Source organism: Thermosyntropha sp. (genome assembly GCF_017656155.1).
GTDB lineage: Bacteria > Bacillota > Syntrophomonadia > Syntrophomonadales > Syntrophomonadaceae > Thermosyntropha.
This window is the reverse complement of sequence record NZ_JACDOH010000006.1, coordinates 54232-76959: the sequence shown is the minus strand read 5'-3', so window position 1 is coordinate 76959 and position 22728 is coordinate 54232. Positions and strand designations below refer to the sequence as shown.

General features: G+C 36.8%; 22 protein-coding genes. 1 reads left to right on the top strand and 21 read right to left on the bottom strand.

Annotated elements, in window-relative coordinates; all coding sequences use genetic code 11:
• Positions 1 to 3: 3 nt before the first annotated feature.
• The 5 genes from hslV to dprA form a co-directional block, all read right to left on the bottom strand.
• Entirely contained in the window at positions 4 to 537 is a 534-nt protein-coding gene (gene hslV / locus H0Z36_RS07245; protein WP_296864975.1) for an ATP-dependent protease subunit HslV, read from the bottom strand.
• A 3-nt stretch (positions 538 to 540) separates the two neighbouring features.
• Entirely contained in the window at positions 541 to 1449 is a 909-nt protein-coding gene (xerC, locus tag H0Z36_RS07240) for a tyrosine recombinase XerC (protein WP_296864973.1), read from the bottom strand.
• Between the two features lie 67 nt (positions 1450 to 1516).
• Positions 1517 to 2836, bottom strand: a complete 1320-nt coding sequence (gene trmFO / locus H0Z36_RS07235) for a methylenetetrahydrofolate--tRNA-(uracil(54)-C(5))-methyltransferase (FADH(2)-oxidizing) TrmFO (protein ID WP_296864971.1) — start codon at positions 2834 to 2836, stop codon at positions 1517 to 1519.
• Position 2837: 1 nt separating this feature from the next.
• Complete coding sequence (gene topA / locus H0Z36_RS07230) at positions 2838 to 4916, bottom strand: type I DNA topoisomerase (protein ID WP_296864969.1); 2079 nt, start codon at positions 4914 to 4916, stop codon at positions 2838 to 2840.
• A gap of 36 nt (positions 4917 to 4952) precedes the next feature.
• On the bottom strand, positions 4953 to 6044 hold the full coding sequence (gene dprA, locus H0Z36_RS07225; RefSeq protein WP_296864966.1) for a DNA-processing protein DprA: 1092 nt from the start codon (positions 6042 to 6044) through the stop codon (positions 4953 to 4955).
• A gap of 368 nt (positions 6045 to 6412) precedes the next feature.
• Between dprA and H0Z36_RS07220 the strand changes: the two genes are divergently transcribed.
• Positions 6413 to 6586, top strand: coding sequence for a hypothetical protein (locus H0Z36_RS07220; protein WP_296864964.1), 174 nt, complete (start codon positions 6413 to 6415; stop codon positions 6584 to 6586).
• Positions 6587 to 6625: 39 nt separating this feature from the next.
• Here the strand turns inward: H0Z36_RS07220 and H0Z36_RS07215 are convergent, their stop codons facing one another.
• The 16 genes from H0Z36_RS07215 to mraY all read right to left on the bottom strand — a co-directional run bounded on the left by H0Z36_RS07215 (position 6626) and on the right by mraY (position 22704).
• A complete protein-coding gene (locus tag H0Z36_RS07215; protein ID WP_296864962.1) occupies positions 6626 to 7978 on the bottom strand; it encodes a site-specific DNA-methyltransferase in 1353 nt (450 codons plus the stop codon).
• A gap of 142 nt (positions 7979 to 8120) precedes the next feature.
• Positions 8121 to 8258 (bottom strand): hypothetical protein, encoded by a 138-nt coding sequence (locus H0Z36_RS07210; protein ID WP_296864960.1) that lies wholly within the window; start codon positions 8256 to 8258, stop codon positions 8121 to 8123.
• A 24-nt stretch (positions 8259 to 8282) separates the two neighbouring features.
• Positions 8283 to 9053, bottom strand: coding sequence for an RNA polymerase sporulation sigma factor SigG (sigG, locus tag H0Z36_RS07205; RefSeq protein ID WP_296864958.1), 771 nt, complete (start codon positions 9051 to 9053; stop codon positions 8283 to 8285).
• A 118-nt stretch (positions 9054 to 9171) separates the two neighbouring features.
• On the bottom strand, positions 9172 to 9894 hold the full coding sequence (gene sigE, locus H0Z36_RS07200) for an RNA polymerase sporulation sigma factor SigE (RefSeq protein ID WP_296864956.1): 723 nt from the start codon (positions 9892 to 9894) through the stop codon (positions 9172 to 9174).
• A gap of 15 nt (positions 9895 to 9909) precedes the next feature.
• Positions 9910 to 10785 carry a sigma-E processing peptidase SpoIIGA gene (locus H0Z36_RS07195; protein WP_296864954.1) on the bottom strand — a complete coding sequence of 292 codons (876 nt, stop codon included), beginning with the start codon at positions 10783 to 10785 and terminating at the stop codon, positions 9910 to 9912.
• Positions 10786 to 10981: 196 nt separating this feature from the next.
• A complete protein-coding gene (gene ftsZ, locus H0Z36_RS07190; RefSeq protein WP_296864952.1) occupies positions 10982 to 12055 on the bottom strand; it encodes a cell division protein FtsZ in 1074 nt (357 codons plus the stop codon).
• Positions 12056 to 12074: 19 nt separating this feature from the next.
• Positions 12075 to 13292 carry a cell division protein FtsA gene (gene ftsA / locus H0Z36_RS07185; protein ID WP_296864950.1) on the bottom strand — a complete coding sequence of 406 codons (1218 nt, stop codon included), beginning with the start codon at positions 13290 to 13292 and terminating at the stop codon, positions 12075 to 12077.
• A 96-nt stretch (positions 13293 to 13388) separates the two neighbouring features.
• On the bottom strand, positions 13389 to 13721 hold the full coding sequence (locus H0Z36_RS07180; protein WP_296864948.1) for a small basic family protein: 333 nt from the start codon (positions 13719 to 13721) through the stop codon (positions 13389 to 13391).
• A gap of 5 nt (positions 13722 to 13726) precedes the next feature.
• A complete protein-coding gene (locus tag H0Z36_RS07175; RefSeq protein WP_296864946.1) occupies positions 13727 to 14449 on the bottom strand; it encodes a DUF881 domain-containing protein in 723 nt (240 codons plus the stop codon).
• A 16-nt stretch (positions 14450 to 14465) separates the two neighbouring features.
• Positions 14466 to 15191, bottom strand: a complete 726-nt coding sequence (locus H0Z36_RS07170) for an FtsQ-type POTRA domain-containing protein (protein ID WP_296864944.1) — start codon at positions 15189 to 15191, stop codon at positions 14466 to 14468.
• 113 nt (positions 15192 to 15304) lie between these two features.
• Positions 15305 to 16555: a UDP-N-acetylglucosamine 1-carboxyvinyltransferase gene (gene murA / locus H0Z36_RS07165; protein ID WP_296864942.1), complete on the bottom strand. Its 1251-nt coding sequence runs from the start codon at positions 16553 to 16555 to the stop codon at positions 15305 to 15307.
• 13 nt (positions 16556 to 16568) lie between these two features.
• A complete protein-coding gene (gene murC, locus H0Z36_RS07160) occupies positions 16569 to 17963 on the bottom strand; it encodes a UDP-N-acetylmuramate--L-alanine ligase (RefSeq protein ID WP_296864939.1) in 1395 nt (464 codons plus the stop codon).
• A gap of 100 nt (positions 17964 to 18063) precedes the next feature.
• Positions 18064 to 19158 (bottom strand): undecaprenyldiphospho-muramoylpentapeptide beta-N-acetylglucosaminyltransferase, encoded by a 1095-nt coding sequence (gene murG / locus H0Z36_RS07155; RefSeq protein WP_296864937.1) that lies wholly within the window; start codon positions 19156 to 19158, stop codon positions 18064 to 18066.
• A gap of 13 nt (positions 19159 to 19171) precedes the next feature.
• Positions 19172 to 20272 carry a putative lipid II flippase FtsW gene (gene ftsW / locus H0Z36_RS07150; RefSeq protein ID WP_296864935.1) on the bottom strand — a complete coding sequence of 367 codons (1101 nt, stop codon included), beginning with the start codon at positions 20270 to 20272 and terminating at the stop codon, positions 19172 to 19174.
• Positions 20273 to 20306: 34 nt separating this feature from the next.
• Positions 20307 to 21674, bottom strand: a complete 1368-nt coding sequence (murD, locus tag H0Z36_RS07145) for a UDP-N-acetylmuramoyl-L-alanine--D-glutamate ligase (protein ID WP_296864933.1) — start codon at positions 21672 to 21674, stop codon at positions 20307 to 20309.
• A 28-nt stretch (positions 21675 to 21702) separates the two neighbouring features.
• Positions 21703 to 22704 carry a phospho-N-acetylmuramoyl-pentapeptide-transferase gene (gene mraY / locus H0Z36_RS07140; protein WP_296864931.1) on the bottom strand — a complete coding sequence of 334 codons (1002 nt, stop codon included), beginning with the start codon at positions 22702 to 22704 and terminating at the stop codon, positions 21703 to 21705.
• Positions 22705 to 22728: the final 24 nt, after the last annotated feature.

Here is a 22728-nt window from a genome sequence, read left to right as displayed (position 1 = left end):
TCCTTATTCAATAACTTCTAGGGTTATGTGGTCATTAGTATATACACATATCTCAGAGGCAATCTTAAGTGCTTCATAAGCAATATCTTTGGCCGCCATATCGGTAAACTTATATAACGCTTTCGCAGCCGCCAAGGCATAGGCTCCTCCCGATCCAATAGCAGCTACTCCTTCATCAGGTTCAATGAGTTCGCCGTTGCCTGAAATAACGAACATCTTTTCTTTATTAGCCACTACCAAAAGGGCTTCCAATCTTCTCAAGATTTTATCTGAACGCCACTCTTTAGCCAGTTCGACTGCAGCTCTAGTTAAATTTCCTCCTGTTCCTTTAAGCTTTTCTTCAAATTTGCCGAATAAAGTAAAAGCATCGGCTACTGCACCGGCAAAACCTGCCACTACCCTGCCATCATAAAGCCTGCGCACTTTAGTAGCCGTATGCTTCATAATCGTATTCTGACCAAAAGTAACCTGTCCATCTCCGGCAATCGCTGTTTGGCCATCCTTTTTTACTACTACAATAGTTGTTGCTGTAAACATTTTTTACCTCCGTGGATGTGTATTTTCATATACAGCTTTAATATTTTCACGGGTCAAATGGGTATATATCTGGGTAGTAGAAAGCTTCACATGTCCTAACATTTCCTGTACCGAACGCAAATCTGCACCATTATTAAGCAGATGAGTAGCAAAAGTATGCCGCAAAGTATGTGGACTTATCTTTAAATTACACGAAACTTCACTTATATACTTGTCGATGATACCTCTTACCCCACGATCTGAAAGCCTAGATCCAAATCTATTCAAAAAAATCGCTTCTTCGCAACTTTCTTTCAAAAGCTCATTTCTGCCCTTTTCAATATAAATACCTAACGCCTCACGCGCCTTGCTTCCCAAAGGCACCAGCCTTTCTTTATCTCCTTTTCCCCTGACTTTTATGAAATCATCATGCAAGGAAAAATCTTTTATATTGAGGCTAACCAGTTCACCAACCCTTATGCCTGAAGCATATAAAGTCTCTAAAATAGCCTTATCGCGTTGACCAAAAGGAGTATTTACATCAGGAGCGTTTATCAATGCCTCCACTTCAGAAGGATAAAGGAATTTAGGCAATCTTTTATCCTGCTTAGGTGTAGAGAGAGCTGCTAAAGGATTATCATCCAGTATATTTTCCCGGCACAAATACCGAACCAGCGAACGCAAAGACGCTAATTTTCTAGCTGATGAAGAAGGCTTCAGCCCTTTTTCTTTAAGATATATGAGATAATCCCGTACCTCTTTATGATTCAAAAAATCTAGACCTATCTCATTTTTCTCAATCTCGTATTTCTCAGAAATAAAATCAATGAACTGTTCCAAATCAATTTTGTAGTTTTGAATAGTTAAAGGAGAGGCATTTTTTTCTATATAAAGGTAATCTAAAAAATAAAAAATTTGATCAGTCAGCATCATTATTTTCCTTAATATGAGGTAATAAAATTTTTTATTATTAAATAATGCTAACATAATAAAAGATAATTTACAACCGTTTTAAAAACAATTCTGAATATTCCTTGAGTTTTTCCAAAGAACGATTTAAATATGCTTTATTCCTAATGTTCTTATCTTTTATATTTTTCGGAAGAGAAGGAAGCAAACCAAAATTAGCATTGATAGGTTGAAAATTTTTATTGTTTGATGAAGTTATAAAATCCAACAAAGCACCAATCATAGTTACCTTTTCTGGCACAAACAAAGATTCCCCTTTAACAATTTTTATTGCATTTATGCCGGCAATAATGCCAGTAGCCGCTGATTCCATATACCCTTCTACTCCGGTTATTTGTCCAGCAAATAATAAATAAGGGTTTTTTCTATACTGCAAAGTCGGATACAAAAGAGAAGGACTGTTTATATAGGTGTTGCGGTGCATAACCCCGTAGCGGACGAATTCTGCATTTTCAAGTCCGGGAATAAGCCGAAATATACGATCCTGTTCTCCCCAGCGGAGCCTGGTTTGAAAACCTACAAGCCCCCATATCTTGCCTTCCTTATCTTCCTGCCTTAATTGAACTACCGCATAAGCATTCTCCCCCGTACGCGGATCCTTAAGCCCCACCGGCCGCATTGGTCCATAGCGCAAAGTATCTATGCCTCTCCTTGCCATAACTTCAATAGGCATACAGGCATTAAAAAAAAGGCTTTTATCAATCTCATGTCCTTCTTTTATATCTGCATTTACCAGTTCATAATAAAATCTTTCATATTCCTCCTTATTCATAGGACAGTTATAGTAATCATCGGTTCCTTTTCCATAACGCGAGGCTTTAAAAATGCGGGTTAAATCAAGGCTTTCCAAGGCAACACTTGGAGCAACCGCATCGTAAAAATACAAGTTTTCTTCACCCGTTATTCTTTGCAAAAATCTAGCCAGATTATCCGAAGTCAAAGGCCCAGTTGCTACTATAGTTACAGCATCATCTGGTAAAGATTTAACTTCCTGACGAATTATTTCGATGTTATGATTTCTCCGTATCCTATCGGTAACGATCTCTGAAAAAAGCTCTCTGTCTACAGCCAATGCCGAACCAGCAGGTACCCTCGCTTCATCAGCACAGCTCAATATTAAAGATCCTAAAAGGCGCATTTCTTTTTTAAGCATTCCCTGAGCAGTAGTTTCATCTTCAGATTTAAGAGAATTGCTGCACACCAACTCGGCAAAGTTACCGGTCTGGTGCACAGCTGTCATCTTTTCTGGGCGCATTTCCCAGAGCTTTACTTTTATTCCTGCTGAAGCTAGGCGAAAAGCCGCTTCGCTACCAGCTAATCCACCACCTATAACATTCACATATGGCTGCAACTTAATCCCCCACTTCTTTGCTGTAATTACAATTTGCACCTTGGCATATTATCTTAGTTTTATTTCCTTTAGCAGTTTTTTCTACTATAGGTTCCCCACATTCAGGACATTTTTCTCCCGTAGGTTTATTCCATGATCTGAATTCACACTGCGGATAATTGCTGCACCCATAAAACTTTCGCCCCTTTTTGCTTCTAAGGGCTACTATATTCCCTCCACACAAAGGACATTTAATACCTGTATCTTCATTTATAGATTCAGTATGGCGACATTCGGGAAAACCAGAACAAGCTATAAACTTACCAAAACGGCCGTATTTTATAACCATAGGCCTGCCGCATTCTGGACATTCTTTGCCTGCGTCTTCTTCCTTTAATTGGACTTTCTCAATAACCAGATTAGCCTTTTCCAACTCTTCTTTAAAAGGAATATAAAAATCATGCACTACCTTTTTCCAGTCCAGCTTGCCTTCTTCAATAAGGTCGAGCTCTTCTTCCATACGGGCAGTAAATTCAACATCAATTATATCTGAAAAATACTCCTTCAAAAGTTCAACCACAATAAAACCCAACTCAGTAGGCACAAACTGCTTGTTCTGCCTTTCCACATAATTTCTCTTAAGTATAGTTTCAATTATCGGCGCATAAGTTGATGGCCTTCCTATATTCTCCTCTTCTAATGTTTTTACCAAACTGGCCTCGGTAAATCGTGGTGGAGGTTGAGTAAAATGCTGTTCAGGATTTAAGTCTACGAGTTTTAAGCTTTGCCCTTCCTTTAAAACAGGAATAGGGTTTTTTACCTCTTCTTCTTCAATATCATTGTATACTTTTTTATAACCCATAAATTTAATCTGTGAAGAAGTAGCTCTAAGATTATATTCTCCTGCTTCAATATCTACTGCTAAAGTATCATAAAGCGCCGGCGACATTTGACTGGCCACAAATCTTTCCCAGATCAATTTGTAAAGCTTATACTGATCACGGGTAAGATACTCTTTTATGCTTTCAGGAGTGCGGCTCACCGAAGTTGGGCGAATAGCCTCATGCGCATCTTGGGAAGTTTTTTTCGTTTTATATTCGTTGGGAACCTCAGGTACAAACTCTTTCCCGTATTCTTCAACAATAAATTCCAGCGCTTCCTTCTGGGCAACATCTGCAATGCGGGTAGAATCAGTTCGTAAATAAGTGATTAAACCTACAATTCCTTCTTTTCCTATTTCTAATCCTTCATATAATTCCTGAGCCACCCTCATAGTCCTCTGGGCATAAAAATTTAACCTTTTAGACGCTTCCTGTTGAAGAGTACTGGTAGTAAAAGGAGGATTTGGCCTTTTACGCCTTTCCTTTCTCTCAATCTTACGCACCGAAAAAGATGCGGATTTAAGGTCATTTACTATCTTTTCTTTTTGCTCGGCATCCTTTATTTGAACCTTTTCACCCTTATAGCTGACGAGTTTAGCCTCAAAACTATGTCCTTTCTCGTCAGATATAAAAGCATCTATAGTCCAGTATTCTTCCGGAACAAAGTTGCGTATTTCTTCTTCCCGTTCGCAAATAAGCCTTACCGCAACCGACTGCACTCTTCCAGCACTGAGGCCTTTGCGCACTTTATTCCATAAAAGAGGACTTAAATTATAACCTACCAGTCTATCTAAAACCCTGCGTGCCTGCTGTGCATTTACCCTATTCATATCTACTGGACGCGGATTGGCTATAGCCCTTTTTACAGCATCTTTAGTAATTTCATGAAATTCTATACGACAATCAGATTCCGGAGGTAAATTAATAACGCTCTGCAAATGCCAAGCAATAGCTTCTCCTTCCCGATCAGGGTCAGTAGCTAAAAACACTCTTGAAACCTTTTGTGCTTCATCTTTTATCTCTTTTAATATAGAGCCCTTTCCCCTGATAGTAATATATTGGGGTTCAAAATTATTATCTATATCTATACCTAGTTTACTCTTGGGTAAATCCTTAACATGTCCAATCGAAGCCTTCACTTTATAATTTTTGCCCAAAAATTTGCTTAAAGTTTTTGCTTTAGCCGCCGACTCTACAATGATCAAAGTAGATCCTGCCAAAAAAACATCACCTCTTTTGAAAAAATCGCAAATATTTTAATTCCTTAAATAGTAATTACCAGGCATAGCTTTTATTAAACCTTTAAGCTCCAATTGAAGCAAAATCATACTTAAATTTCCCACATCCAAACCTATCATATTAACCAAATCATCAATATGGCAAGGTTCATATCCCATATATTGTAGTATCAAAATTTCATCACTGTCCAGCAGTAATAAATCTTCCTCACTTAAGTTTTTAGCTTTTTGAGGCTTGTAAACAAAAGAATACTCTTCTAAAATATCTTCCACACAAGTAGTCAACTTAGCCCCCTGTTTTATAAGATTATGACATCCTTCACTCATTTTAGAAGTTATGGGACCTGGGACAGAAAAAACATCTCTTCCCTGTTCCAAAGCAAGATCAGCTGTAATAAGTGCACCACTCCTGATTTTTGCCTCTACTATCAAAACTCCATGGCTCATCCCTGATATAACACGATTGCGCTGAGGAAAATTACCTGAATCAGGCGGTGTGTTTAAAGGAAATTCACTTATTATAAGGCCCTTTTTTATTAACTTTTTAAAAATTTCCCGGTTTTCCCTGGGATAAATTATATTAATCCCGCTTCCCAAAACAGCTATTGTTTCTCCTCCGGCTTCCAATACTCCTAAATGAGCTTCAGCATCTATTCCCCGCGCCATCCCACTTACAATTACTATCCCTCTTTTGCTAAGTTCACCGGCAAAGTTTCGCGCTATCTTTCTTCCATAAGGAGTAGCATTTCTAGCTCCTACTATGGCCAGGGCAAACTTACTCATTAGCTCAGTTTTTCCCAGACAGTATAAAATATAAGGTGGATTAGATATGTTCAAAAGCATAGGCGAATATAATTCTTCCTCTACCGTTATTATCTTAATGCCCTGGGCATCCAAATACTCAAGATATTTGCAGGGATTACTATTTCTTAAAGAAACAATTTCATCAATTAATTCATTCCTTAAAAAAGAATTATAAAGAATTCTCTTATCTGCTGTCCAGAAAGCTCTAAAACTGCCAAACTCTTTTTTTATTCTCCATAATGAAGCATTTCCTAAACCTTTTATGGCGTGAAGCCTGCACAAAACAGCCTTTTCATGATAATCCATAATTTTGCCCCTCAATAAAATTAATATTTTTAAATATTTCTATTCATGTATTTTGTTTCCTCCTTCTATGGCATAAATTGTTCTTCTAAAATCCCTATCAGAGGGAAAAATATAAATACTCAAAGAATATAAATAAATCTTTACGAAAGGAGGAATAATTATTTTATTATCAAGCTTAATAGATTACAGAAACTCAGTATTAAAGAAAATGCTGCACCAGGATAAAGTAGATCCAGGAACCTTCAGTTTCTTAGAATCAGGTTGGTGGGCACTACATGCCGCCGCTATTACTGGCATATTTATGTTAGGCCATCAAATGGCAAAAAACAATAACAGACGATAAAATCATCTAAGACAGGAGAGGACTTATGCGTATATACAGTGCAGAACCTTTAAGCTACCGTAAAAAAAGAGTAAAAATTCCCCTGCGCGGGGAAGATATAAGAGATGAAAACGCATATGATGAAATATGGCTTTTCGGAGATGATAAAGAAGGAGATATTTACAATCTTATAGAACAAAATCGTTTAAAAAAATATTAATCTGAATAAAGATAAAATACCATAGGCTCAAAGCCAAGCCTATGGTATTCTTTCTATGAGCGTTGCACTATCACCAAAAACATCATGAATCCTTATTGCTATTTTACCCGATTTGTTATCTGAAATATCTATAAATGAAGATAAATTTATATTTTCATCAAAAACTGCTCTTTTCCGGTATATCTGAACTTTAGAAGAAAATAACTTTCCATTATAATCGGGATCAATTTCCCAAAAATTTATTAAAGAGGCAAACGAAACATCAAAAGAAATTTTTTCTTTATTTTTTTTATCCGGTATATAATTTTCCAGTTCTATTTTCAGTAAATAATTCCTATCTTCTTTTTTTATAACTTCAGGCTTTTTAATAACTATTACATTATCTGCTGAATACCGTGATTCCAACCCAGATAAATACTGCACTTTAAAAGGACTGAAGCTACCTTCTATCATCCTTCTCATACAGGTCTGCAGAGCAATGGGACTCAAATCACATCCAATCCATTTTCTCCCTAACTCTTCACATGCCTGTATAGTTGTTCCCGACCCGGCATAAAAATCACCCACTATACTTTCCGGTAAAGAGGCGGTTTTCACCAATCGTTTAAGCAATTCTACTGGTTTTTGGGTAGGAAATTTTAAATTTTCCCGGGCAGTAGGACTCAAAATCTTATTTATATCCGTCCACCAGTCTTGCATCATGGCACCATCATCATTAAGTTTATATTTATCTCCTTTTACTCTAGTTAATCCTCTCTGCCTGGTTTTTTCCGTATAGGGACGATACTGCGGATTAAAAATATAATCTTTTCCCTTACTATACCACAAAATAGTATCATGCTTGCGATGGAAATGTCTCCTACCTGCACTTCCTCCCCCGTAGCACCATACTATTTCATTTATAAAATTATCAGGGGAAAAAATCTCATCTAAAATAACTTTCACATAATGACTTGCATGCCAGTCAAGATGAACGAATATGCTACCTCTGTCTGACAGGAGCTCTTTCATTAAAGAAAGAACAGCATATATATGAGTTAGATAATTATCCAAATTTTGCTCCCAGGTATCCTCAAAAATCTCTTGGCTCAGCACATACTTTTTGCCTTTGCTGTATACCTCTATCCGCGAAAAATATTTGCTTTTGCTCAAGTAGGGGGGATCAATATAAATCAAATCCAGTTTATTTTTATATCCTGCATTTAACAGCAAAGATATGACTTCACGGTTATTACCCTGTATTAAAGTATTGACTGGTTCTTTTTCTTCGCCAAGGTTTAAAAAATTTGGATATACATATTCAAAATCAATCAGTTTATAATCAGCACTAATACCAGGATTTACTGTATCTTTCCCTGCCCAAACCAATTTTACTGTATTACTCTCAGCCATTACAAAACTTCTCCCCTATCTTAGCTGCTATCATTTAAAACTTACCCTTAATCTGTTTGATTATAAAATATCTTAGCATAATTTAAAATACAGCTGATGAATATAAAACAGCCGCCGATTATAAGTGACAACTCTAAAATCTTTATCTATAAACTATATCCATCTTAACCAAATTATCCGGGGTAAATGCCTTTTCTACAGTTAAAATATCTGCAGTCAGAGGAATTAATAAAACTAAAATAACGGCAATTAAAATAATTATCAATAAATCTCTATACATAAAATCTCCTCCTTTAACCTGGAGCTATATATTTTTTCTCAGTTGTTTTAAAGCTGCCTTTTCTAAACGTGAAACCTGAGCTTGCGATATCCCTATTTCTTCGGCAACTTCCATTTGAGTTTTTCCGCCAAAAAATCTTAAGGCAACAATATGTCTTTCACGATCATTCAATTTTTTCATAGCTTCCTTTATTGCTATTTCTTCCAACCATGTATCATCAGTATTTTTTTCATCACTGATCTGATCCATAACTAAGATAGGATCGCCACCATCATTATAAATAGGTTCAAATAATGATACCGGCTCTTGAATAGCATCTAAAGCAAATACCACTTCTTCACGCGGAATTTTAAGTTCTTCCGCTATCTGAGCAATAGTTGGTTCAGATGAATTATCACAAACCAGCTTTTCCCTTACCTGTAAAGCTTTATATGCTATGTCTCTCAACGAGCGTGAAACCCTTACCGGATTATTATCCCGCAAATATCTTCTTATTTCTCCTATAATCATAGGTACAGCATATGTTGAAAACCTGACATTCTGGTTTAAATCAAAATTATCTATAGCTTTAATTAATCCTATACATCCTACCTGAAAAAGATCGTCTACATACTCTCCCCGATTACTGAACCTTTGAATAACACTTAAAACCAACCTTAAATTACCTTGTATAAGTTTATCTCTGGCTTCTTTATTACCTTCACGCATAGATTTGAAGAGGCTTTTCATTTCTTCATTTTTCAATACCGGCAATTTTGAGGTATTGACTCCACAGATTTCAACTTTATTTAACAATGTTTCACCCCTTCATCTTTATTCACTTTTTTAAATTATTCTCCAGTAAATAAAACATTATTCTTACCAAATAAAAAAAATCAGATTAAAAAAATCTGATTTTTTAAGCTAATTTTTGTTATTCTATTTTGCGTATTTCTTTTTGTAATCGTTTCAATATGCGTTTTTCTAGTCTAGAAATATAAGACTGTGAAATACCAAGGGCATCTGCAACTTCTTTTTGGGTTTTTTCTTCTCCTCCATTAAGTCCAAACCTTAAAGTAATAATAGTTTTTTCTCGGGGACTTAATTTATCCATAGCCTGCCATAAAATATATTTTTCTATCTCCCCTTCCAGCCTCTTGTATATTAAATCGCCTTCCGTTCCCAAAACATCCGAAAGTAAAAGTTCGTTTCCATCCCAGTCAACATTCAAAGGTTCATCTAAAGATATTTCTCCACGAGATTTCAAGCTTTTTCTTAAATACATTAAAATTTCATTTTCGATACAGCGTGATGCATAAGTAGCCAGTTTAATATTCTTTTTTGGTTCAAATGTATCTACTGCCTTTATAAGTCCAATAGTCCCAATCGATATGAGATCTTCGATACATACACCGGTATTTTCAAATTTTTTAGCTATGTAGACTACAAGGCGAAGATTATGTTCTATCAGAAGAGTCTTCGCTTTGCTATCTCCTCTTTCCAGCCTTGATATTACTTCAGTCTCTTCTTCTTCGCTTAAAGGAGGCGGAAGAACTTCACTAGAACCTATATAATGCACAGCAGGTGGCAATTTTCTGCGCAGATAAAGATTAAGCAGGTACAATTTCCATCTTCTGAAAAACATAAAAATATGCATATAATACCCTCCTTATCAAGCTCCTTGAAGCATTTCTACAGGTATGAGCATTTTATAATTCCCCTCCAAATTTAGACTATCCCTATAAATTCCTACTACCATATCTTTATATGATAAAAATTCTTTTCCGACATCAACGGCAATCTCATCTACCCTTATACCGATCAAAATTCCTTTTTTCTTTCCAATAGATGTAAAAGGAATCAAGCGAAGGCGATTAGCCAAGCTTGAATTTATAAGTTTTTCCAGCATTAAATCCTCATCAATATCAGATTCTATAATACTTCGAAAGTCATCCGGCAAATAATCTTTTATTAAATCATACTCAGCAACTAAAACCGGCTTATTAGTCAAAGGATCACGCAGGCTATTTCCCGTATCAAGAAATCCTTCAGAAAAACAACATTCCTTATCAAATCTGAGTTTAACCGGAAACCCTAAAAGCTTAGGAATTATCCTTTTGCTTAGATAAATGCTTCCGTACTTACCCGCAAGCAAAATACATAATATACCGCCTAAAAGGCATAAATATGAAAAAGGCTGAACAGATGGACTTCCTACTCTTAAATACGAAAAAGCCATACTAGCTCCTGCTGCCATAAAGCTTATGCCATAAAAATATAAAAATGTCTTTTTAAACTGACCAAAATCTTTAATTTCAAGACCTAAAATCAATAATAAACAGGAAAATAATATCTTAGCATAAACGCTGTAAAAAACTGACATAGAAGGGAATAAATAACCTACACCATAAATCCCCCCCAGAAATGCACCTGTCAATAAGCGGGAATAAACTATCCTGGCTCCTACCAGCTTGGCTGTAGCCCAAAGTATAAAAAAATCCATTACAAAATTAACTATAAAAGTTATATCAGCATAAACATAATTCATCGTCCATTTTTCACCTTACCTATGTACGTATAGCAGCATTACTTAATAACTATGTTAAGTTTAAACCCCACATTCATTCCAAATTATACCATAGACATTATGCATAATTTGTTGTAATTACGGAAATTTTTTCGCTAAATAAAAAAACAGCTAGACAATTACGTCTAGCTGTAGTATTAATCCATTACTTCAAAAATTATTTTCGGCGAAGGAACGGAGGGATTTCCAGATCAGCTTTATCCAGAAAAGTCGATGATGTATCAACTAGTCTTGGCCTTTCCTTACTTATTTCAGGATTTATAGTTTTAGGTTTAGGAGTATTAAATCCTGTAGCAATAACAGTCACTCTAACTTCATCCTGCAAGCTTTCATCTATATTAGCTCCAAAAATAATATTAGCTTCTACATCAGCAGCCGCATGAATAATCTCTGCTGCTTCATTAATTTCATATAGAGTAAGGTCATTTCCCCCTGTTATATTGAATAAAACTCCTTTCGCCCCTTCAATAGAAGTTTCTAAAAGAGGACTAGAAATAGCCATCCTTGCTGCTTCAGCAGCCCTATTTTCTCCAGAAGCCTTGCCTATACCCATTAAAGCTGAACCAGTATTTTTCATAACTGTCTGCACATCAGCAAAGTCACAATTTATAATTCCTGGCACGGCAATTAAATCCGAAATACCCTGTACTCCCTGACGCAAAATATCGTCGGCAATTCTAAACGCATCATTAAAAGCTGTATGCTTATCAACTACTTGCAAAAGTCTGTCATTGGGTATAGTTATAAGGCTGTCCACCTCTCCCCTTAAGGCTTCAATGCCTTTTTCCGCCTGTGCACCTCTCTTACGTCCCTCAAAAGTAAAAGGCTTGGTTACTACTCCAACAGTTAAAGCACCTAATTCCCTAGCAATCTTTGCAATCACAGGAGCCGCTCCGGTACCAGTTCCTCCTCCCATGCCGGCAGTTACAAAAACCATATCTGCACCTTGTAAGTTACGCTTAATCTCATCTACACTTTCTTCAGCAGCCTTCATACCTATCTCTGGATTAGCTCCTGCACCTAATCCTTTGGTGAGTTTTTCACCTATTTGAATCTTCTTGTCTGCCTTTGATAAAAATAAGGCCTGAGCGTCTGTATTAACCGCAATAAATTCTACCCCTTTAAGTCCAGCTTCCACCATTCGATTTATTGCGTTATTACCTCCACCACCTACGCCTATCACCTTGATATTTGCAAATTGCTGCATCTCTACGTCAAACTCTAACGGCATTCAAATACCTCCTCTGCCCTCAACTAAATAAATCCTTAACAAAATAACCTAATTTATCAAATAATCTGTTAAACCTGGCATAATTATTGCCATCATGCGCTAAAAGCATATTTTTAGCAGCCCATGCTACTGCCCCAACTGCTGACGCATTTTGAGGTACTGAAAAATCTCCTGATATACCTCTTACATTTTCAGGAATTCCTATCCGCACAGGAAAGCCCAAACACTCTTCTATCACTTCCACCATACCTGGAAGCAAAGCTTCTCCCCCAACTATCACAATACCTCCAGGAATTTTACACATTAAACCCAGGCTTTCCATTTGTGCTTGTATAAGTTCCATAATTTCTAAAATCCTTGCCTGTATTATTTCAGCAATAGTTCTGACTGAAACCTCGCGGGTTCCATTTCCTTGTATATTCTTTATTTTTACCGTTATTCCTTCTTCTACAAAAAAAGGACTTGCAACTCCATACTGCTCTTTTATGCGTAAAGCCTCATCAAATGAAGTCTTAAGTATTATAGCTAAATCCCTTGTTATATATTCTCCACCAACAGGCAGAACTACAGTATGCACAAAGCTGCCTTTTTCAAAAAAGCTTATTTTGGTGGTCCCTCCTCCTATATCAATCAAGAGTACACCAATCTCTTTTTCAGCAGGTAAAAGCACAGTTTCAGCTGCCAACAGTTGATTATAAATACACCTATCAATACGCAAATTTATTCGTTCAGCACTGCGATATAAATTTTGAACAGCAGCAGTCTTAGCTACGATAACTGACACTTCAGCTTCCAGGCGGCTTCCTATCATGCCTATCGGATCTTTGACCCCTTCATAGCCATCAACTATATACTGTTTCTCCACTTTCTGCACAACAATTTTATCTGGGGGCAGAGGTATATTTTGAGCCGACTTTAGCACCCTTTCTTTATCTTCAGGAAGGATCTCGCTACCGGGATTACCCACTGCAATTACAGCCCGGTTATTAATCGATAATATATCTGCACTGGAAAATCCAACAACTGCATTATATACCTCTACTCCTGTCAATCTTTGCAGTTCATGCAAACACTCGGCTATTGAATTAGCAGTATTTTCAATATCAATTATGTTACCCCGGCGCAATCCGGTAGAAGAAGCCTGACACACACCTAAAATATTTACTTCTTGTCCATATGTAATTTCGCCTAGAGCTGCTTTAATGGAAGTAGTCCCAATATCCAGTCCTACTGCCAAACCATGTCTTCTAATAATTATCCGCCCCTTTTTAATACTCTAAATTACAAATACCACAAAAGGACGGATATTCCTTTTTATTACACCTGATTTTATTTAGTATTTTTTCAATAGATATCGACGTATGATTCCCAAATTCTGGAATATGCGCACGCCAAAAACGACAACTGCCGCTAGATAAAGCTCTACACCCAGCTTGTCTCCTAAATAGGCAAGACCTGCTGCCAGCAATGTGTTGGCGACAAAACCGCTTATAAAAACTAGATTATCAAATGTATCCTCCATATAAGCCCTTATACCGCCAAAAACCGAGTCTAATGCGGCTAAAACAGCTATTGACATATATTTAGCATAAAGTACCGGAAGAAGAGGCATATTAAAACCAATTATAATTCCTAATATCAAACAAAAAATAGCTAATAACCACATAATATCTATTCCGCCTTTTCCTCTTTATATTCTACCGGTGTGCTGTATTTAAACTTTAGCTTTCCATTATAAGCGGGGATACTTATCTTTTCCATTTTTTGTATATTCACCTGCATCCCCCCTACCTTTAACATTTCCACTATGCCCCCTCTTATCATCAGCCCACTTTCCAGCATATCAGGATTCCCTATAGCCCTTATTTCAAAAGGAGGAGAAATCTTATTCCAGTTTACCAAAATCATAGTTCCAGCACATCTGATTTCCGTCATGGCGGTAATTCTTTCTCCATTTATCGATATAGCTTCAGCTCCAGATGCTTTTAATTCATTGATCAGCATTAAAATGTCTATATCATGAATTAATAAATTATTTGGATTTTCCCCTGGTTGAAGAATACGTTTGCTGTCATCTAGAATAACTATTATTCCTGGCCCTTCAACTGGCAACATACATGCTGCCATACTCGCCCTTTGCAGTTCTTCCTGTAAATCCAACATAGCTTGATCATAATCACGGCTGTTTTTAAGTTTTTCCCTTAAAATTAAAACCTCTTCGGCTAGTGCGTCACGCTCTTCTGTAACCGTATTTAGCTGCTGGGACAGTTCATTTATTCGCGCTGGAAGCGTAGCCTGCTGATAACTCTGGGTAGTTTTAAACTGAATAGCAAGCATCATCCCCAAAACTAAACAAACAGCGGCTATTGATATAAAGGTCGATTTTTTTTCCATAATCTATCACCAACTATCATTCTTTTGTTTTTACCACAGGTTGTCCCTTAAAGCGCAAATCGATATATTCAATAACTTCAGTCCCTTTTTTGTTAAAATCCTCCTCTAAAGCTAAAGCTTTTTCCAAAAAATCTACCTTTTCATCCAATCTGTCCGTAGAACCAAACTTTATTTCAGTCCCAACAGCCGTATACATTACCACTTCTTTCTTGCTATTTATATAGTGAAAATCTGATATCTTTTTTCTCATATCTGGCTTAAGATTATTCCAAATCTGATATATCATATTTATACCATAAGGCTCAACCTTCTGCCCCAGATTTACCTTTTCCGGAAACTTTTCCATAGTTATTATAGGATAATCCCCTGAAGGAAAATAAAGCCTGCGATCTATACATACCCCTTCCTCATCTATACAAAGCACCAAATCATGCAAAGGCACAACTGCCCATATTTTTCTTTCTTCCACTCTTATCTCTATTGTTCGGGGAAGATGTCTTATAACTTGAGCCTTTTTAATCATAGGATGCAGTTCAATTGCTTTAGAACAAATACGATTATTTACCTCAAATATGTTACCCCCTGAAGAAATACCTGAAATATCCAAAATTTCCTGCTCTGATACTTCTTTGTTTCCAGTAACATATATCTTTTCCACATTAAAAAAAGAACTGTGCATAAAAAGATAAAAGCAAATTAAAACTGCTATACCGAGCAAAGCAAAAGTTACCACTTTGCGCATAAACTCATAAACTCCCCCACATACTAACTGAATCGATTATAGCAAATAAATAACATAAAATCATTATAATTATTGATACAAAAAAAAAAGCTTGAGATAATCTCTCAAAGCATTTATTCAATTCTTTCGATATCTGCTCCTAAATTTTTCAATTTTATGTGTAATTTTTCATATCCGCGATCAATATGATAAACACCTGTTATTTCCGATTCCCCAACTGCAGACAATGCTGCTAAAACTAATGCTGCGCCTGCTCTCAAATCAGTAGCTTCAACTGAAGCACCTTCTAAATATTTTTTGCCTTTTATTATAGCCACTCTTCCTTCTACTTTTATATCTGCCCCCATCCTTCTCAGTTCCTGAACATGCATAAATCGGTTGTCAAATATAGTTTCTACTACTACACTGGTTCCTTTTACCGTTGACAATAAAGCCATAATCTGCGGCTGCATATCAGTAGGAAAACCAGGATAAGGCATAGTTTTTATATCTGCAGCCCTTAAATTTCGACTACCTGTTACCCTTATTCCTGCATTACAGTTATATATCTCTGCTCCTATTTCCTTAAGTTTCGCTACCACAGGTTGAACATGTTCTACTATAACATTGTTTAAACATACCTCTCCTCTGGTTATAACTGCCGCCACCATAAAAGTCCCGGCCTCAATACGATCAGGAATTACCGTATGCTGAACTCCCTCCAGGTATTTTACCCCTTCAATCCGTATAGTATCTAATCCTGCTCCTTTCACCTTAGCTCCCATGCGATTAAGAAAATTTTGCAGATCAACTATTTCCGGCTCACGGGCTGCATTACGGATTATAGTAGTTCCCGGAACCATGCTGGCTGCCATCATAATATTTTCAGTGGCACCCACACTGGGAAAATCCAACATTATTTCAGTTCCCTTAATATTAACTGCTTTTCCTTCCATAAATCCTGCCTCAGCATTTACTTTATAACCAAGGCTTTCAAATCCTTTTAAATGTAAATCTACAGGACGACTGCCGATGTTACACCCTCCAGGATAAGCTACCTTTGCTTCTCTGAAGCGGGCTAAAAGCGCACCCATAACTAAATTAGATGCTCTCATCTTTCGAGAAATATTTTCCGGAATTTCATAACTTGATATGCTCCTGCTGTCAATAATCAAAACATCATCTTCCCTTTTTATTCTAGCTCCTAGCGTTGTAAGTGCTTCTGCCATTACATTTATATCTTCCAAATCAGGTACTCCAGTAAGTACCACTTCCTCATTCGACATTATGCTTGCCGCCATTATAGGAAGAATAGAATTTTTCGAACCACTGATCGTAATCTGCCCTTTTAGAGGCATATTACCACGAACTATTAACTTGCCCAAAAAAACACCTCCGCTAGGATATGCCCCTAACCACGCGGGCTTCAAGTTCACTTAAAAACTCTTCTCCTATTTTCCAAATATCACCTGCACCTATAGTAATAATCAGATCTCCCTTTTTTGTATTTTCTAATAAATAATTTTTTATCTTAACAAAAGAATCCAAATATACTGCATTGCAGCCTGCAGCCAAAGCCGATTCATACACTACTTTTCCATCAATTCCTGGAATAGGTTTTTCCCCTGCTGCATATACTTCAGTAAAAAGAGCTAAATCACAATCTGAAAAAGCTTCTCCCAGCTCTTTGCCCAATTTTTCTGTCCGGGTATAACGATGGGGTTGAAAAACCGCTATTACTCTACCACGCTGCAAATTTAAAGCTGTGCGTAAAGTAGCCTTTATTTCAGTAGGATGATGGGCATAATCATCAACTACCAGAATACCCATTTTTTCACCTTTAATTTGAAATCGTCTTTTAGCACCATGGAAAGTCTTAATGGCTTTTGCCACCTCTTCAAAATTCAACCCTATTTCTAAGGTTACAGCTATAGCGGCAGCAGCATTTAAAGCATTATGTTTTCCTGGAACAGATAATTCTACTTTTCCCAAATACCACTTACTTTTATAAATGTCAAATACTGAACCTGTATCCTTCTGTTCCCAATTTCTAATATAATAATCATTATCAGGTCTTTCGCCATAAGTTATAGTTTTTACTTTTGTATCCTCCCTTATTTCGGAAATATACTGGTCTTCACCATATAAAACTACAAAGCCATCAGGTTTTATCTGGTTAATAAACTGAGCAAAGGCTTTTTTGATATTTTCCAACGATTTATAATAATCCAAATGATCATCTTCAATATTAGTAACCACAGCAATATAAGGTAAAATCTCTAAAAATGAAGCATCACTTTCATCGGCTTCCACTATAAAATACTCGCCCTTTCCCAGTTTGGCATTCATATGATTATCTTGAAGCTCTCCCCCTACTATAAAGGTAGGATCTAATCCACATTTATTTAAAATCCAATAAATCATGGAAGTAGTAGTAGTTTTTCCATGAGCTCCAGCCACCGCAATTCCTTTTTGCTTATTAACAAGAGAAGCCAGCATTTGACCGCGTTTTAAAACTGGAATATTTCGTTTTAAAGCCATCTGAACTTCAGAATTATCCTGTGGGACAGCTGAAGAAATTACTAAAAGATCAACTCCTTCCTTAAGGTTTACTGAAGAATGACCTTGAAAAACCTCTATTCCCATTTCTTTTAACCGTGTAACAGTGCCATTGACCTGTAAATCCGAGCCAGTAACTTTAAATCCTTGTTCAAACAGTATTTGTGCTATGCCACTCATACCTGCTCCGCCTATACCTACCATATGGATCCATTGCCCTGGTGTAGTGGCCATTTTTTCATCTCCTTCTCTTTCAAAAGTTACACCTTATAGTATGCAGAACTAATAAAAGTGGTTACATACCACCAATATAAATAGTAGTAAAATTTCCAAATCAACCCTTTATAATAACTTCAACAATATCCTGCAAAGCATATAAATGTGCTTCTTTTTTCAGGTTATTTTTCATTTCTTTAAGCCTGTGTGGATTTTTCCTCAACTCTTCAACTTTTTTATAAAGAGTATCTCCATCCAAATATTCATCAATAACCATTTCCACCGCTTTTTTTTCTTTAAGGACACGGGCATTTTTCTCCTGATGTCCTTCTGCTGCATAAGGATAAGGAACCAATATTGCAGGAAGACCTAACACGGCCAGCTCACATAAAGTACTGGCTCCTGCCCGGCAGACAGCCAAATCAGCCGCTGCCAATGCCTCTTCAATATTATACATATAGGGGAATAACCTTAAGGTAAGTTTCATCTTATCCAAATCAATTTTCTCCTTAAGTTTATTCAATATTTCTTCATATCTTGTGTTTCCTGTAATCCATATTATCTGGACATCCTCATTCTTATATTTTTCCACCAAATCAATCATTGCTTTATTTATGCTCATAGCTCCCCGGCTGCCTCCAAAAGCAACCAGAGTAAACTTGTCCTCAAGTCCTAAATTTCTCATTGCCACATCTTTTTGGACTTCCACAATCTCTTTGCGCACAGGGAGCCCGGTTACCTTAATATTTTTAGCTTTTAAATATTTTTTAGTTTCTTCAAAAGTAAGCAATACATAGTCTACCCTTGAAGCGAGATTGCGATTTGCCAAACCAGGAAAAACATTTTGTTCATGAATTATTGTCTTACAATTAAAAAAAGTACCCGCCAAAACTACTGGGAAAGATACATATCCGCCAGTTCCGAGGACCACATCAGGCTTAAAATTTTTAATTATATTAAAGGCTTGAATAAAACTCTTGGGAAATTTAATTAAAGATTTAGAAGCTTTTAACATTGAAGAGCGGTCTATTCCAGATATATCTATTGATTTAAAGGGATAACCTGCCTTTTTTACTATATCTTTTTCCATACCCTTTTCAGTTCCCACATAAATTATTTCTACATCTGGGATAATCTCTCTAACTCCCTTTGCAACAGCCAAGGCCGGATATATATGACCACCTGTTCCGCCGCCGCTCAAAATAAGGCGCATACAAACTATCCTCCTATCTTTCCGAACTATATCTTGAAATATTAAGCAAAATACCTGCTCCTATCATAGTAAAAAGTAATGATGACCCTCCATAACTTATAAAAGGCAAAGTTATCCCCGTAACCGGTAAAGCCCCTGCAACTACTCCAATATTGATTGCCGCCTGAAAAACTATCATGGTAGTAATTCCTGCTGCCAGCAAACTGCTGAAATTATCCGGTGCATTTATAGCTATCTTAAATCCCCGCCAGGCAAAAAGGAGAAATAGTGCAATTACCAAAAAAGCACCTATAAAACCCAACTCTTCCCCTAAAATAGCAAAAATAAAGTCGGTATGCTGTTCAGGTAAATAAAAAAACTTCTGCCGGCTACGTCCCAACCCCATGCCGAATAAACCGCCTGAACCTAAAGCATATAAAGATTGAATAGTTTGAAATCCTTCATCAGAAGCATATTTCCAGGGATTCCAAAAGGCAATAAAACGTTCCAATCTATATGGCTCAAGCATAATCGCAGCAAAGACAGCTCCTAAACCTGCTACTGACAACCCTACTAAATGTGACCACCGCGCACCTGCCGCCAAAAGCATAAAGAAAACCGTACCTGCTATGGCAAACGAAGTTCCCAAATCCGGCTGCATCATGATAAGGCCACATACTATGGCAAGCATTATTAAATAAGGTAAAAGCCCTTTTTTAAAAGATTTTATATTATCAATATTAACTTCCAGAGTTTTAGCCATAAACATAACTATTGCCAGCTTGGCCAACTCCGAAGGGGTAAAAGAGAGAAAACCTATCCCAAGCCAGCGGCTGGATCCTTTTGCTGCTATTCCCAAGGGAGTAATAACTAAAATAAGACATATTAAAGCAAAAATCGCCAAGGGATAAACTAAAGCCTTAAGCTTGGGAAGGCTCATTCGCATGACAACTATCATAGCTGCTGTTCCTATACATGCCCACATCAACTGCCGCTTAAAAAAATAATAAGGATCACCATATCTGACATTAGCAGTAACCGAACTCGAACTGAAAACCATAATGAGTCCTATCCCTACTAATGCTAAAATAGTTATAAAAAGGACAAAATCAGGTGGTCCTTTTTTAAGCCGCATTAACCTCCCCCCCTAATCACAACAAGAATTATTCTTAATCAGCCAAATCTTTAACAAGTGCACAGAAACAATCTCCCCTGTGTTCATAGTTCTTAAACATATCCCAACTGGCACATGCCGGAGATAATAAAACAACATCTCCTTTTTCAGCCAATTTTTTAGCAATCATGACTGCTTCACGCATATTAAAAGCTTCATATATAAACTTAAAATCTTCTTCTATAAATGCCTGTTTTATTTCTTCTTTGGCTTCTCCCAAAAGAATGAGATATTTGACTTTGTTCTTTGCTGTCCGGGCAAAATTTCTAAAATCAGCCCCTTTATTCCTCCCCCCAGCAATAAGTATTACAGGACTGTTATAAGCTTCCAAAGCTTTTAAAGCTGATTCTGGATTGGTGGCCTTTGAATCATTAACATAAAGAATACCATCAATTATTCCCACTTCTTCCATTCGATGTCTTACACCTTTAAAAGTCCGTAAGGTTTCTTTTATAACCTCTCCCTTAACACCTGCCAAAAGGGCAATTGAGGCCGCACATAAAACATTCTCTAGATTATGCTTTCCTTTAAGTAAAATATCTTCTAACCGGCAAATTTCATTTTCTTCTCCATTTAACCTGACAACTATCCTATCTTTTTTAATAAATAAACCTTCATTTAATATATGACTAATTGAAAAAAATATTACTTTCGCCTTACTCAAAGAGGCTAAATTTCTTACCAGATCATCATCATAATTTAAGACCGCAAAATCCTCTGCCCTTTGATTAGCAAAAATCTTAGCCTTAGCTTCAATATATTTCTGCATATTTTTATGTCTATCCAAATGATCAGGAGTTATATTAAGAATCCCGCAGATATCAGGTCTAAAACTTTTTATAGTTTCAAGCTGAAAACTTGAAACCTCGGCAGCAATAACACCTTCTTCTAATTCATCCATGATCTTAGTAAGTGGGATGCCAATATTACCACCCATCAAAGAATTTTCCCCATTTTTTTCAAAAATAGCCTGCAGTAACGCGGTAGTAGTAGTTTTGCCATTGGTGCCTGTAACTGCATATATTCGCACCGCAGGAGATTTAATTAGATAAGCAAGCTCAAGTTCTCCAATAATAGGAACCCCTTGCCTATAAGCAGCCTGAATTGGCTCTATATCAAGGGGTATTCCAGGGCTTAGTACCAAAAGGTCAAAATCTTCTTTTTTTATTTCCGGATAACCGCCAATAAAAATATCAAGTCCTTTATCTTTCAATTTTTCCGCTGTTTCTTTAATCTGTTCAGAACTGCCGCCATCGGCTATCGTTACAAAAGCCCCACGCTTAAGCAAAATATCAACCGCAGCCAAGCCGCTTCTAGCCATACCTAAAACCAACACTCTTTTTCCTTTAAAATCTTCCACCATGATTTACGTTCTCCTGTTTCCAGTATTATCAAATTAAAAAGCAGCCTATATAATAACTGCCTGCTCCTTTAAGGGATAATAAACCTAATAAAGCAAATAAAGCTGAAAGCAGCCAGAAAAATCTTACTACCTTTTTTTCAGGCCATCCCTTTAACTCAAAATGATGATGCAGGGGGCTCATAAGAAAAATCCTTTTTCCGGTAGTTTTAAAAAATGCGACCTGTATTATAACACTAAGAGCTTCTAATACATAAACACCCCCTATAATAACTAAAGCTATTTCCATTTTATTAAATGCTGCTACAGCTGCTATTGCTCCACCTAATGCCATAGAACCGGTATCTCCCATAAAAACACGGGCCGGATGACGGTTGAAAACTAAAAAACCAATGCAGGCACCGGCTAAGGCCATACAAAAAATTAACAGTTCATAATGTCCTGTCATAATGCTTGTTAATGCTAAAGCTATCGCCACAAAAAAAGTAACCCCTGAAGCTAAGCCATCCAAACCATCTGTAAGATTTACCGCATTTGAAGTCCCCATTAGAACCAATATCAAAAAAGGTATATATAAATGACCTAAATCAACTGCTCCCTTTAGTAATGGAATAATAACCTCTGTCCCTCTTTCAAAATAAAATATTAAAAACAACCCAAAGACAATTCCTATTATCAACTGCCCGATAAGTTTTTCCCTGGCTTTTAAACCTAAAGAGCGCTTCAAAACTACCTTTCTATAATCATCTAAGAAGCCAACTCCACCAAAAGCCAGCATAACGAACATGGCACCCCATGCTTCAACACTATCACCAGCCATAAAAAAAATAGCTACCATTACCGCTGTAACAATCATTATTCCGCCCATAGTAGGAGTTCCTGCCTTGACATAATGGCTTTTAGGTCCTTCTTCTCTTATACTCTGTCCGGCCTTTAAACGGGTTAAAAAAGGTATCATAAAAGGTCCCATTAACAAAACGGTTATAACCGCTATAAGTCCGGCCAATAAAGAACTTACTACATATTGAGACATAAAACTAACCCCCGCATAAATAAC